The 12,777-nt window shown below is 47.4% G+C and carries 13 protein-coding genes and 1 other annotated feature; of the genes, 12 read left to right on the forward strand and 1 reads right to left on the reverse strand.

Annotated elements, in window-relative coordinates; translation table 11 throughout:
• Positions 1 to 351 precede the first annotated feature (351 nt).
• From speD to rplT, 9 genes are all read left to right on the forward strand, one after another.
• A complete protein-coding gene (gene speD, locus B5066_RS09950) occupies positions 352 to 735 on the forward strand; it encodes an adenosylmethionine decarboxylase (protein WP_079475778.1) in 384 nt (127 codons plus the stop codon).
• Positions 736 to 905: 170 nt separating this feature from the next.
• Positions 906 to 1,385, forward strand: a complete 480-nt coding sequence (gene nrdR / locus B5066_RS09955) for a transcriptional regulator NrdR (RefSeq protein WP_022793114.1) — start codon at positions 906 to 908, stop codon at positions 1,383 to 1,385.
• Between the two features lie 16 nt (positions 1,386 to 1,401).
• Entirely contained in the window at positions 1,402 to 2,811 is a 1,410-nt protein-coding gene (locus tag B5066_RS09960; RefSeq protein ID WP_079475779.1) for a replication initiation and membrane attachment family protein, read from the forward strand.
• A gap of 18 nt (positions 2,812 to 2,829) precedes the next feature.
• On the forward strand, positions 2,830 to 3,756 hold the full coding sequence (dnaI, locus tag B5066_RS09965; protein WP_079475780.1) for a primosomal protein DnaI: 927 nt from the start codon (positions 2,830 to 2,832) through the stop codon (positions 3,754 to 3,756).
• 143 nt (positions 3,757 to 3,899) lie between these two features.
• Positions 3,900 to 5,009 carry a cyclic dehypoxanthinyl futalosine synthase gene (gene mqnC / locus B5066_RS09970; protein ID WP_079475781.1) on the forward strand — a complete coding sequence of 370 codons (1,110 nt, stop codon included), beginning with the start codon at positions 3,900 to 3,902 and terminating at the stop codon, positions 5,007 to 5,009.
• Between the two features lie 329 nt (positions 5,010 to 5,338).
• A complete protein-coding gene (thrS, locus tag B5066_RS09975) occupies positions 5,339 to 7,279 on the forward strand; it encodes a threonine--tRNA ligase (RefSeq protein WP_079475782.1) in 1,941 nt (646 codons plus the stop codon).
• Positions 7,280 to 7,535: 256 nt separating this feature from the next.
• Positions 7,536 to 8,090 carry a translation initiation factor IF-3 gene (gene infC, locus B5066_RS09980; RefSeq protein WP_079475783.1) on the forward strand — a complete coding sequence of 185 codons (555 nt, stop codon included), beginning with the start codon at positions 7,536 to 7,538 and terminating at the stop codon, positions 8,088 to 8,090.
• A 43-nt stretch (positions 8,091 to 8,133) separates the two neighbouring features.
• Positions 8,134 to 8,337: a 50S ribosomal protein L35 gene (rpmI, locus tag B5066_RS09985; RefSeq protein WP_022793119.1), complete on the forward strand. Its 204-nt coding sequence runs from the start codon at positions 8,134 to 8,136 to the stop codon at positions 8,335 to 8,337.
• Between the two features lie 41 nt (positions 8,338 to 8,378).
• Positions 8,379 to 8,735 carry a 50S ribosomal protein L20 gene (gene rplT / locus B5066_RS09990; RefSeq protein ID WP_079475784.1) on the forward strand — a complete coding sequence of 119 codons (357 nt, stop codon included), beginning with the start codon at positions 8,379 to 8,381 and terminating at the stop codon, positions 8,733 to 8,735.
• A 43-nt stretch (positions 8,736 to 8,778) separates the two neighbouring features.
• Here rplT and B5066_RS09995 read toward each other — a convergent pair whose 3' ends face one another.
• Positions 8,779 to 9,186, reverse strand: coding sequence for a sigma-w pathway protein ysdB (locus B5066_RS09995; protein ID WP_079475785.1), 408 nt, complete (start codon positions 9,184 to 9,186; stop codon positions 8,779 to 8,781).
• Between the two features lie 266 nt (positions 9,187 to 9,452).
• Between B5066_RS09995 and B5066_RS10000 the strand changes: the two genes are divergently transcribed.
• The 3 genes from B5066_RS10000 (at position 9,453) to pheS (ending at position 12,773) form a co-directional block, all read left to right on the forward strand.
• Positions 9,453 to 10,541, forward strand: a complete 1,089-nt coding sequence (locus B5066_RS10000; protein ID WP_079475786.1) for a M42 family metallopeptidase — start codon at positions 9,453 to 9,455, stop codon at positions 10,539 to 10,541.
• Between the two features lie 106 nt (positions 10,542 to 10,647).
• Positions 10,648 to 11,415 (forward strand): TrmH family RNA methyltransferase, encoded by a 768-nt coding sequence (locus tag B5066_RS10005; RefSeq protein WP_079475787.1) that lies wholly within the window; start codon positions 10,648 to 10,650, stop codon positions 11,413 to 11,415.
• 55 nt (positions 11,416 to 11,470) lie between these two features.
• Positions 11,471 to 11,689 (forward strand) — a binding site (T-box leader).
• 49 nt (positions 11,690 to 11,738) lie between these two features.
• Positions 11,739 to 12,773, forward strand: a complete 1,035-nt coding sequence (gene pheS, locus B5066_RS10010; RefSeq protein ID WP_079475788.1) for a phenylalanine--tRNA ligase subunit alpha — start codon at positions 11,739 to 11,741, stop codon at positions 12,771 to 12,773.
• The last annotated feature ends 4 nt before the right edge of the window (positions 12,774 to 12,777 follow it).

The raw sequence follows: 12,777 nt of genomic DNA on the forward strand, positions 1-12,777 counted from the left end.
CGTCCCGTAAGCGGGGCGCTTTTTGTTTATTTTTCTGCAATATCGTACGCGGAAGCTACAAAGCGTATATAAGCATTGAAGAGAGATATGCAAGGTTCAAAGCCTCTGCACTGGAAAACTGGTTGCAAATTGCAAATAAACATCGTATACTGGATTTCGTGCCTGCATGTCGTTGAACTTAATGGCAAAAATGCATGTTTTTCAGACATCTCCAGGCCTGCTAACGGTTACTGCAAGGGTTAGTGCCAAATTGGACTAACTTTCCCCCAGAGTAACCTTTAAAACGTGACGGGCCGATGAAATAAAGCGACCTAATGATGGAAGAAAAAGAAACAAAGGGGGAAACGTACCATGGAAACAATGGGACGCCATGTCATTTCCGAGCTGTGGGGTTGTGACGAAGAAACTTTAAACAATGTAAACGCAATCGAACGTATTTTTGTAAACGCCGCTTTGAAAGCAGGCGCTGAAATAAGAGAAGTAATCTTTCATAAATTTGCTCCGCAGGGTGTGAGCGGAGTCGTTATTATTTCAGAATCGCATTTGACGATTCACAGCTTTCCGGAGCATGGCTATGCCAGCATTGACGTGTATACGTGCGGCGATCACATTGATCCGAACACGGCAGCAAAATATATTGCAGGCTCACTCGGTGCCGAAGCAGAAGAAACAATAGAGATACCCCGTGGTACAGGGCCTATCCGCGTGCAGCGCCCGGAAGCAAACGCCTTATAACGCGTATATGAACACCGTTCAAGCATACGATGTGCTTGAACGGTTTTTTATTGCCCGCAGGAAGAGGAATTCAAAGAAATACGCAAATTGTCATCTTCCTGACAGGAGCTAGTGTGATATGATAGAACCAATAAAAATAGAGATCGTCCATCAAATTGGAGATGATAATAATGAAGTGCCCAGTATGCTACTCCAATGGCACACGTGTATTGGATTCGAGGCCGAGTAATGAAGGCCGGTCCATTCGTCGCCGTCGCCAGTGTGATACGTGCCACCACCGCTTCACTACGTTTGAGATTGTGGAAGAACTGCCGCTTGTCGTAGTGAAAAAGAATGGAAACCGGGAGGAATTCAGCCGGGAAAAAATGTTAAGGGGCCTGATCAGGGCCTGTGAAAAGCGGCCGATCCCGATGGAAACGCTCGAGGGTATTGTCTCAAGGGTGGAAAATAAACTGCGGGAAGAGGGACGGACGGAAGTGAAAAGCGAGGAAGCTGGAGAGCTTGTCATGGAAGAACTCGCAGATATTGATGAAATCGCCTATGTCCGTTTCGCTTCTGTCTACCGCCAGTTCCGTGATATAAATGTATTTATCAATGAGTTAAAAGAGCTGATTGATAAAGAAAACAAAGAGGATTCATCTAAATCATAAAAAGGAGGGCGGCGCTTTGAGTCTGCATTGGATGGAAGTAAAACCGGTGGACGGGTACTATGTTCGCACAAGCAAAGAATTCAGCGAGAGCACCGATAAAACAATGTCTATGCTCTACCAGCCGTTAGTTGGAAGCAAAGCGATCGCTCTCTACCAGACCCTGCAGAATAAATTGGAAAAAGACTGCTATGAAAGCTCCGAAGCCACCCATCACGAGCTGATGGCTTTTTTGCAGATGCCTCTAAATGAAATTTATGCCGCCCGGCGCATGCTTGAAGGCATTGGCCTTCTCAGAGTTTATGAATTAGAGACACAGGCGCAGGACAAAACATTTGTTTATGACATCCAGCCTCCAATGTCGCCGCGGGCTTTTTTCCAGGACGACGTTTTAAGCGTATTTTTGTATAATCGCCTCGGAAAAAACAAATACATTCAGCTGCGGCAGCGCTTCGGTATTACAGCTGTACCTGAAGAAGCAAAAGAAATTACGGCTTCCTTCAATGAAGTGTTTGCTTCTCTGCATGCGTCGGAAATGGCTTCCGAACCGCCTCCGGCGGAAGAAGGGACTGAATTTATAGGAGGCAGTGAACCATCGCGTCTGCAGCTTGAAGAGAATGGGTTCGATATGGAACTGTTAAAGGCTTCACTTCCCTCCTTTCTTAACAGCACGCAGCTGTTAACGCCGTCGCTGCAGCAGACTGTCCGCCGTCTTGCTTTTGTGTACCAGCTCTCACCGATTGATATGGGAAAAGTGATTCAGGAGTCTTTATCGGCAGACGACGAAGTAAATATAGAAGACCTGCGCAGAAAATCGAAAAATCATTATCGCATGGAGCACGGGGCAGCTCCCCCGGCGCTCGGGAATCGTGCGCAAACAGAACACAGGGAGCATACCCCGGCAAAAGGACGTCCCCTGTCTGAACAGGAGCAGATGAAGCAGTTTTATGAACAAACCTCCCCGGTGACTTTTCTTCGCTCTGTTGCTGGCGGAGCCACAGTGCCGGAGTCTGATATCTACCTTGTTGAAGAGCTTTTGTTCAGCTACCGTTTATCCCCGGGAGTGGTCAACGTGTTGACCGATTACGTGATGCAGAATAACAATATGAAATTAAGCAAAGCGCTCGTTTATAAAATTGCGGGCCAGTGGACAAGGAAAAAAGTACATACCGTAGAGGACGCCATGAAGCTTGCGAAAGAAGAGCACAAGCAGGCCCAGGAACGAATGGCGCCTAAAAACAATTATGCAAACAAACGGCAGCAGGGGTATGTTCGAAACGATAAGCTGCCGAAATGGATGGAAAAAGAAGAACAGTCGGAAAATAAGCCAGCAGAAGATATAAATACCGCGAGGGATGAACAGCTTTCGAAGGAAAGGGAACGTTTTGAGGAAATGCTGAAAGAACGCCGGGAAAGAGCGAATCGTTAAACGAAAGGAGGCAGCTGGATGGATTCGATTGGTTCCTCGTTAAACGGATGGATGGATAAAGGCTGGAAAGAGCGGATGGCAAGACTTGAAAAAGAAGTATTTGCCTATCCGGGAGTGATCGATTTTAAGCACCGTCATCCGCACATACCTACGGAAGAATACGAAAAAAATAAGGCGGCTTTATTTGAATACAAACGGGAGCGCAGCAACTGTGATGCCTGTCCAGGGCTTGAAAACTGTCCCAACCTGATGCAGGGGTATCAGCCAGAGCTGATGGAAGACAAGGGAAAAGTAACGGTTGCCTATCACCGCTGTTCATTAAAAGTACACGATGACGAAAAGAAAAAAAGGCAGTCGCTGATTAAAAGCTATTATATTCCGAAAGAAATACTGCACGCTTCCTTTGACCAGGTGGATATGGACCACCAGTCAAGAGCGAAGGCCGGGACCACAGCACTTCATTTTGCATCGACCACCGTTCCCGGTGAAGATGGGAAGGGCCTTTACCTGTACGGAAAATTCGGGGTTGGCAAAACGTATATTGCCGGGGCTATTATGAATGAATTGGCAGAGCGGAGTATTGGCTCGATGATTGTGCATGTGCCGGACTTTTTCCGGGAGATTAAAGAATCGTTATCGGACAATACCGTACGGGAAAAGGTGGACAGCGTTAAAGGTGTACCGGTACTCGTCCTCGATGATCTTGGAGCCGAGTCGATGAGCGCCTGGACAAGAGATGATATTTTAGGCGTCATTCTACAGTACCGGATGATGGAAAAGCTGCCTACCGTCTATACGTCTAATTATGATTACAGTGAACTTGAAGAACATTTGACCTATTCCCAGAAAGGCGGAAATGAGCGGCTGAAAGCAAAAAGAATAATGGAACGGATCCGTCCGTTCACAGAAGAAGTATTTATGGACGGGCAGAACCGCCGGGGATAATTGGTAATATACAGGACATTCTATGTGTATAATACAAATAAATATGCTAACATGATGATAGCGCCCAGCATGCAGAAAATGGGTTGGATTCGCGGTATTTTCATGCGAGCGCCACAAAGGAATTTTCTGGAGGGTATACAAAAATGAGCATTGATGGAATATTAGAACGTGCATTAAACGGAGAACGACTGACCATGGACGACGCTGTGCGCTTGTATGAAAGCGATGAAATAGAAAAAATGGGAGCGGCAGCAAATGAAATTAAAAAACGTTGGCATCCCGAGCCTGTTGCTACCTTTAACATAGGACGAAATGTCAATTACACCAACGTCTGCGATACATTCTGCCGCTTTTGTGCATTTTATCGCCGCCCGGGCTCAGAAGAGGGCTACCTTCTTTCAGATGACCAGATTCTGCAGAAAATTAAAGAACTCCAGGACGTTGGAGGAGACGAAATTTTGATGCAGGGAGGGACCAACCCGAATCTCCCATTTGAATACTATACAAACCTGCTCAAGAAAATAAAAAACCATTTTCCGGATGTGACGATGCACTCGTTTACTCCGGCAGAGGTGTACAAAATGATGGAAGTATCCGGCCTCTCCTTGAGAGAAGTACTGACGGCTCTGCATGAAGCAGGGCTCGACTCTCTTCCTGGCGGCGGTGCCGAAATTCTTACAGAGAAAACAAGAAAACGGATCAGCCGGCTGAAGTGCACGGCCGACCAATGGATCGACTGCATGAAAATGGCTAAAGAAGTTGGCATGCACGGTACCGCAACGATGGTCATCGGCTTTGGCGAATCAAACGAAGAACGGGCCGAACACCTTTGGCGCATTCGTGAGGCCCAGGACGAATCCAACTGCTTTTTGGCATTCATTTCCTGGACCTTCCAGCAGGACTACACGAGCATGAAAGGCGAACGTATTACACCAGAGGGTTATCTCCGGAACGTAGCCATTTCGCGCTTATTCCTGGACAACATCCCGAACTTCCAGTCCTCGTGGGTGACTGCTGGACCAGAGACAGGGAAGCGCTCCCTCTCCTACGGCTGTAATGACTTTGGCAGTACGATGATGGAAGAGAACGTCGTTTCTTCAGCGGGCACCACCCACAAGGTAAACATCAACCGGATCCTTCGTTTAATACGGGAAGCAGGCTACACGCCAGCGCAGCGGAATACGAAGTACCATACACTCCGTGTGTTTGAAGGAGAAGAAAACAGCGAAAAAGACTTTGTTATGCAAAATTAACTACTGGTTGCATGATAAGGAGCTTTTCGCTATGCTGAAATAGCGAAAAGGAAAATGCAAAGAAGAGGACATGAAAATAAAACAGGCGTCCCAGAGAAGAGAACCGCGGCTGAAAGTTCTCCACGAACCGTTTTATTTTTACCCCCTCGGAGCTCCGGCAGGGAACCTTAGTATCTGTCGGCGGGTCCCCGGCCGTTACCCGGATAGAGTCGTCTCTGCGAGTGGGGCGGAAACTAGGGTGGAACCGCGGCTGAGCCCGCCCCTTTCGAGGGGCGGGCTCTTTATGTATTTTTCTGTTTATTACAGTTACAAAAGGAGGACAATTCACATTGGCAGAACAGACAATCAACCTCATATTTCCAGACGGAAATGAAAAATCATATGACATTGGCACAACGACAGAGGAAGTAGCCGGCGGGATCAGCTCCGGACTGAAAAAGAACGCACTGGCAGGGAAAATGAATGGAAAAATGGTCGATCTCCGCACGCCACTTAGGGAAAATGGACAGATCGAAATCATCACGTACCAATCGCCGGAAGGGCTTGAAGTACTCCGGCACAGTACGGCACATGCGATGGCCCAAGCCGTGAAACGGCTTTTTGATGACGTACAGCTTGGGGTGGGGCCAGTAATTGAAAACGGCTTTTATTACGATATTGACATGCCGCATCAGCTAACTCCGGAAGACCTGCCAAAAATCGAAAAAGAAATGAATAAAATCGTCGATGAAAATCTTGAAATTATTCGTGAGGAAGTGTCCCGGGACGAAGCGATCCGCTTTTTTAAAGAGCTTGGCGATGAATTGAAGCTGGAATTGATCGAAGACATTCCGGAAGGAGAGCAAATTGCACTATACCGGCAGGGCGAATTTGTCGATTTATGCCGGGGCGTCCACGTGCCGCAGACGTCTAAGCTGAAAAAGTTTAAGCTGATGAATATTTCTGGAGCTTATTGGCGCGGGGACAGCAATAATAAAATGCTTCAGCGTATTTACGGGACGGCGTTTGAAAAGCAGTCCCAACTGGATGATCACTTGAAAATGATTGAAGAGGCTAAAGAGCGGGACCACCGTAAAATAGGCAGAGAGCTCGACATATTCACGACCAGCCAGACAGTAGGCCAGGGCCTGCCGCTTTGGCTTCCAAATGGCGCGACGATCCGTCGGATCATCGAACGCTATATTGTAGATAAAGAAGTGCGTCTTGGCTACGACCACGTGTATACGCCGGTGCTCGGCTCGTCTGAACTCTATAAAACATCGGGCCACTGGGACCACTACCAGGATGATATGTTTCCTCCGATTGAAATGGATAATGAAACACTCGTACTCCGGCCGATGAACTGTCCACACCATATGATGGTGTACAAAAATAAGAAACACAGCTATCGCGATCTGCCGGTACGCATTGCAGAGCTTGGAACAATGCACCGTTATGAAAAATCCGGGGCGCTTGCCGGACTGCAGAGGGTACGGGCGATGACGCTAAATGACGGGCATATTTTTGCCCGTCCTGACCAGCTGAAGGATGAATTCATCCGTGCTGTACGGCTCGTTCGTGAAGTCTATCATGACTTTGGCATCAAAGATTACACCTTCCGGCTTTCCTACCGGGATCCGGAAGATAAAGAAAAATATGTGGACGACGACCAGATGTGGGAGAATTCCGAACGTATTCTTAAAGAAGCGATGGATGCTATTGATGCTGAATATGTAGAAGCCGAAGGAGAAGCAGCATTTTACGGCCCGAAGCTGGACGTGCAGGTGAAAACAGCGATGGGCAAGGAAGAGACGCTTTCGACCGTCCAGATTGACACCCATCTGCCTGAACGCTTTGATCTCACGTATGTCGGAAGCGACGGCGGCGAGCATCGCCCGGTAGTAGTCCACCGGGGAATCGTTTCCACCATGGAACGCTTCATCGCTTTTCTGCTTGAAGAATATAAAGGCGCCCTGCCGACGTGGCTGTCTCCTGTCCAGGTAAAAATTATACCGGTCTCTCCTGATGTGCACCTTGATTATGCCAAAGAAGTGGAATTGGCGCTCCAGGCCTCAGACGTCCGGGTGGAAGTGGATACAAGGGATGAAAAACTCGGCTATAAAATCCGTGAAGCCCAGACGCAAAAAATACCTTACATGCTTGTGCTCGGAGACAAGGAGCAGGAAGCAAACGCCGTAAATGTACGAAGGTACGGCCAGCAGGACTCAGAATCGCAGCCGTTAGAAGATTTTGTGGAAAATGTAACTGGGGCCATTAATGAATATCGCTAAAATGGTTGACGCTTTGTTGGCTCCGTGCTACGATGTCCTAGTGTGAAAATAATTAATCCCTAAAGAAGAAGCGCCCGCTTCTCACCTGACCGACAAACGTTGGCTGGTTTTTATCAATATATTGAATGTGTAGAGCATATATTCTGTATACGTGTGGGCGCTTCTCTGCTTCAGAGGGTGCCTGCACGTTTTTTCGTTGTGCCAATGGTAAGCATTTGCGTGGAAGCCCCGCGCACTAAATTTCTGGAGGTGGCTTATTATTCGTAAGGACCAAAAGGTAAACGAGGGCATCCGTGCCCGTGAAGTTCGACTCATCGACGCTAACGGAGAGCAGCTTGGAGTAAAATCAAGAAATGAAGCTTTAGAGCTGGCCGGGAAAGAAAACCTTGACCTCGTTCTTGTCGCTCCAAATGCGAAACCGCCTGTCTGCCGTATTATGGATTACGGTAAATACCGTTTTGAACAGCAGAAAAAAGAAAAAGAAGCCCGGAAAAAGCAAAAAACGATCAATGTTAAAGAAGTTCGTTTGAGCCCGAGCATCGAAGAACACGACTTTAATACAAAACTTCGCAATGCACGGAAGTTTTTATCTAAAGGCGATAAAGTAAAAGCAGCTATCCGCTTCCGCGGTCGTATGATCACCCACTCTGACATTGGTAAAGAAGTACTGGACCGGTTTGCGAAAGAGTGTGAAGACGTGAGTACGATTGAAACGAAGCCAAAAATGGACGGCCGCAGCATGTTCCTCATGCTTGCTCCAAAAGCAGAACAGGAACGTGAACAAAAAGAAGAATCCAGCAAAGAAGAATAGACAGCGGTTTTTCCCGTTATATTAAAAAAGGAGGATGTCACTTATGCCAAAAATGAAATCTCACCGCGGAGCAGCAAAACGTTTTCGCAAAACAGGAAGCGGCCGTGTAAAACGCGCACGCGCATTCACGAGCCATATGTTTTCGCATAAATCCCAAAAGCAAAAGCGTAACCTTCGTAAACCGGAGCTTGTTTCCAAATCCGACTACAAGCGTATCAAGACACTACTGCCGAAAACGAAAAAATAAGCAAGACCAAATAATTAATATAAGCTAAGGAGGGGTTGACGATGCCAAGAGTAAAAGGCGGATATGTGGCACGTCGCAGACGTAAACGAGTATTAAAACTCGCGAAAGGATATAGAGGTTCAAAGCATACGCTGTTTAAAACAGCGCAGGAACAGGTAATGAAGTCCCTGCAGTATGCTTACCGGGACCGTCGCCAGCGCAAACGCGAATTCCGTAAGCTCTGGATTGCGCGTATCAACGCAGCAGCGCGGTTGAATGGCTTGTCCTACAGCCGCATGATGCATGGTTTGAAGCAGGGCGGTATTCAAATGAACCGTAAAATGCTCGCAGACCTCGCGATAAACGACGAGAAAGCATTCGCAGAACTTGCTGAAAAAGCGAAATCAAACCTAAACTAAAATGCAAAAAAGCGGAGCGCCCGTCAATAGGGAGTTCCGCTTTTTATCGTTTTCCCGGCCGCTCCGCTTCAAGCTGCTGCATAAACTCTTTCACCGGGCTGTTCCATTCAATGGCAGCCTCCGGGTAAAGAGCAAGAATTTCCCGCTCAAGGAAGGTGAAATCCTCCCGCTGGAAGCCGCGCAAATGCTCACTTTCAATCACCCAGAGCGAAATCGTAACCACTTCAAATGCTTTTTCGGTCGTACCTACGTATTTCTCTCCTTCAAACATGACGCCTTTATGCGTAGCGAGCAGGTTTTTACGTACGTTTTGCTGGTCATCAAGCAGATAGAATTGTTTTTTTTGATGGGCGGCTTCTAATTTTCTTCTTGAATTATTCCAGTATTTCCAAAACGAATATATGATTATAATGAGAGCAATCAGCAACAGCAGTCGCAAAAGAATTCCCAATCTTTACACCCTCCTTTGCATATACCGGATTAAGCGTACATGAGCCTCAGCATTTCTAATATATACGCACAGTATATTAAAAAGTTTCACCTGAACCCGGGCAAGATAGATTATGTTTGAGCCCCGGGGCAAAGTTCTTTATACTGAATATGGAAGAACCTGTACCACACTGCTTGTATTGATGAGAATATTAGTTTAAGACATTAATGATATTTTCCCTTTGCATGTGTGCGTAAAACAACCATACATAAAGGAGGCAGCATGAAATGGCAGAATTAGATCCGACATTGCAGATGCTAAAAGACCTCACGGACGCAAACGGCGTTCCGGGGAACGAACAGGAACCGAGAAAAGTGATGACTCAGTACATTTCACCGTATGCTGATGAAATGAGTACCGATCGGCTCGGAAGCCTTATCGCTAAAAAAACCGGCCAGGCGGGCGGTCCGAAATTGATGATCACCGGCCATCTGGACGAAATTGGTTTTATGATATCGGGGATTGATGAAAATGGTTTCTTGAAATTTCAGACTCTTGGTGGATGGTGGAGCCAGGTGATGCTCGCCCAGCGGGTGAGGGTAATGACGAAAAAAGGAAATATTACTGGTGTCATCGGTTCTAAACCACCGCATATTCTACCGGCAGAGCAGCGCAAGAAAGCGATGGAAATTAAAGATATGTTTATTGATATCGGGGCTTCGAGTAAAGAAGAAGCAGAATCCTTCGGCGTACGCCCAGGCGATTCGGTCGTGCCGGTATGTGATTTTGAAGTGATGAATAATGAAAAGTTTCTAATGGCAAAAGCCTGGGATAATCGCATTGGCTGTGCCATTGCAATCGAAGTACTCAAACGTCTCGAAAACGAATCCCATCCGAATGAAATTTATGGTGTCGGTGCAGTTCAGGAAGAAGTCGGCCTTCGCGGTGCGAAAACAGCAACCAACCAAATTCAGCCCGACATTGGCTTTGCTGTTGACGTGGGCATTGCCGGTGACACTCCGGGTGTGGCAAGCAACGAGGCTAAAGCAAAAATTGGCAAAGGACCGCAGCTTTTGATGATGGATGCTTCTGTTATCGCCCACAAGGGACTGCGTGATTTCGTTGTAGGAGTAGCTGAAGAAAAAGAAATTCCTTTTCAGTTCGACATGATGGCGAACGGAGGCACCGATGCCGGCTCTATTCATTTATCCGGAGAAGGAGTGCCATCGATGGCTATTACAATTCCGACCCGCTATATTCATACCCATGCGGCTATTCTGCACAGGGATGACTTTGAGCATGCCGTACAGTTAATCGTAGAAATTGCTAAGCGCTTAGACCGGAAGACAGTAGATTCGTTAACGTACGACGCATAAAAATAATAACCTTTCCTTCCATTACGGACGGAAAGGTTATTCGTTTTCTTACTGCCGCCAGGCAAAATGTGCTACGATGAGAGAAAATACTGGGGGAGACAACGAAGTGAAGCGGATAGAGTCGGCAAAAAATCCAAAAGTAAAAGAAATAAAAAAACTTCATAAACGTAAAGAACGGGAAAAGTCGGGCCTATTTTTAATTGAAGGAGACCACGCGTTAACAGAAGCCGTGCGGTCGCAGGCCTGGATTGAAGAAATTTTCATCGAAGAACACAAAGAGTGGCCGCAGGTTTTTAATGAAATACCGACCCCGGCAACGGAAGTAACAGAAAGCGTCATGAAAGAAATCAGCTCGACCGAAACGCCGAAAAATATCGTAGCTGTATGCAGGGTTCCTGAATTTTCCAATGTCAAAAGCGGCGGGTATTCTTTTTTTGTTTTAGTCGACAGCATTCAGGACCCTGGCAATTTGGGAACAATCATCCGGACGGTCGACGCGCTTGGAAAAGGTGTAGTTGTTCTCGGGGCAGGCACGGTGGATGCATACAATGCAAAAGTGGTCCGGGCGACGCAGGGATCACTGTTTCATGTTCCGGTTCTGCAGGAGGATCTGGGCGAATGGCTGGAATGGCTGCAGGAAACGGATATTCCGTGCTTTGGGACTTCACTTGAAGAAGGAACGTCGTATTCAGCCCTGGAGCCGCAGCCCTATTTTGCGTTAATCATTGGCAATGAAGGAGCAGGTGTGCAAAAGAAATGGCTCGAGCGGACCGATCAGAACCTGTATATTCCGATCCCGGGACAGGCAGAATCATTAAACGCTGCGGTTTCAGCCGGCATCCTGCTGTACCATTTGAAGCAGACGGATTGGTGATGGTTGCAATTGGGCCGGGCTTTTTCTATAATAATGCATATTGAAACGTATAAACACAAATGCGCAGATGAAGAGTAGTAGCATTGCTTCCTGCTGACCAGGGAAAAGGTATCGTGGACTGAAAATACCTTGCAGTAAGGATTTGTGAATTCACTTCGGAGCAGCCGCTGGAGTATTCCCCGTGGAAGAAAAGCGTGCCGGAACCTGTCGTTACAGGAAAGTGAGCTGTGCACTGCAGCTAACAAGGGTGGTACCGCGAGCCTTCGTCCCTTTTCAGGGAGAGGGCTCTTTTTATTTGGCATAAAAATGGAGGGAACCAGGATATGATAGAACGCTTGGAAGAGCTGCAGCAGGAAGCGCTGCAGCAGATTGAAAAAGCTGGAGATACAAAAGAATTGGAGCAGGTGAGAGTAAAATACTTAGGAAAGAAAGGTCCTATTACAGAAGTGCTCCGGGGAATGGGGCAGCTGTCCAAGGAAGAGCGTCCTGTGGTCGGCCAGAAGGGAAACGAAGTACGTGAAGCCATCCAGGAGCGTTTGGAGAAAAAGACGAAAATGCTTGCTGACGAAGCATTAAAGGAAAAACTCAAAAATGAAACGCTGGACGTGACACTCCCCGGACGCCCGGTCCAACGCGGGGCGAAGCACCCGCTCACAAGCGTGGTTGAAGAAATCGAAGACATATTTATCGGGATGGGCTTTGAAGTGACAGAAGGCCCGGAAGTAGAAACCGACTATTATAACTTTGAAGCGATGAATCTGCCAAAAGATCATCCGGCCCGGGACATGCAGGACTCTTTTTATGTCAGCAGCGATCTGCTGATGCGTACGCAGACCTCTCCCGTCCAGGCCCGTTCGATGGAGCGTCACCAAGGCAAAGGCCCGGTGAAAATCATCTGCCCGGGCAAGGTATACCGCCGGGATGATGATGATGCTACCCATTCCCACCAGTTTATGCAAATTGAGGGGCTGATGGTTGACGAAAATATTCGAATGAGTGATTTAAAAGGAGTGCTTGAAACATTCGTGAAGGAATACTTCGGGGAGGAAAGAGAAATCCGTCTCCGCCCGAGTTACTTCCCGTTTACAGAGCCATCTGCAGAGCTTGACGTTTCATGTGGCATCTGTGCAGGTGAAGGCTGCCGCATCTGCAAGCATACTGGATGGATCGAAGTGCTCGGGTGTGGAATGGTACACCCGCGTGTGCTTGAAATGAGCGGCTTTGATCCCGAAATCTATAGCGGCTTTGCCTTTGGCATGGGAGTGGAACGGTTCTCCCTCTTAAAATACGGCATTGATGATATCCGGCATTTTTACACGAACGATATGCGCTTTTTAAAACAATTCACTCGAGTATAAAAGG

The sequence above is a fragment of the Marinococcus halophilus genome (assembly GCF_900166605.1).
GTDB classification, from domain to species: domain Bacteria; phylum Bacillota; class Bacilli; order Bacillales; family Marinococcaceae; genus Marinococcus; species Marinococcus halophilus.

Excerpts from the sequence above, each read along its gene's own strand:
- speD (WP_079475778.1), top strand. The coding sequence starts at position 352 with ATGGAAACAATGGGACGCCATGTCATTTCCGAGCTGTGGGGTTGTGAC.
- nrdR (WP_022793114.1), top strand. The coding sequence starts at position 906 with ATGAAGTGCCCAGTATGCTACTCCAATGGCACACGTGTATTGGATTCG.
- dnaI (WP_079475780.1), top strand. The coding sequence starts at position 2,830 with ATGGATTCGATTGGTTCCTCGTTAAACGGATGGATGGATAAAGGCTGG.
- mqnC (WP_079475781.1), top strand. The coding sequence starts at position 3,900 with ATGAGCATTGATGGAATATTAGAACGTGCATTAAACGGAGAACGACTG.
- rpmI (WP_022793119.1), top strand. The coding sequence starts at position 8,134 with ATGCCAAAAATGAAATCTCACCGCGGAGCAGCAAAACGTTTTCGCAAA.
- rplT (WP_079475784.1), top strand. The coding sequence starts at position 8,379 with ATGCCAAGAGTAAAAGGCGGATATGTGGCACGTCGCAGACGTAAACGA.
- B5066_RS10000 (WP_079475786.1), top strand. The coding sequence starts at position 9,453 with ATGGCAGAATTAGATCCGACATTGCAGATGCTAAAAGACCTCACGGAC.
- pheS (WP_079475788.1), top strand. The coding sequence starts at position 11,739 with ATGATAGAACGCTTGGAAGAGCTGCAGCAGGAAGCGCTGCAGCAGATT.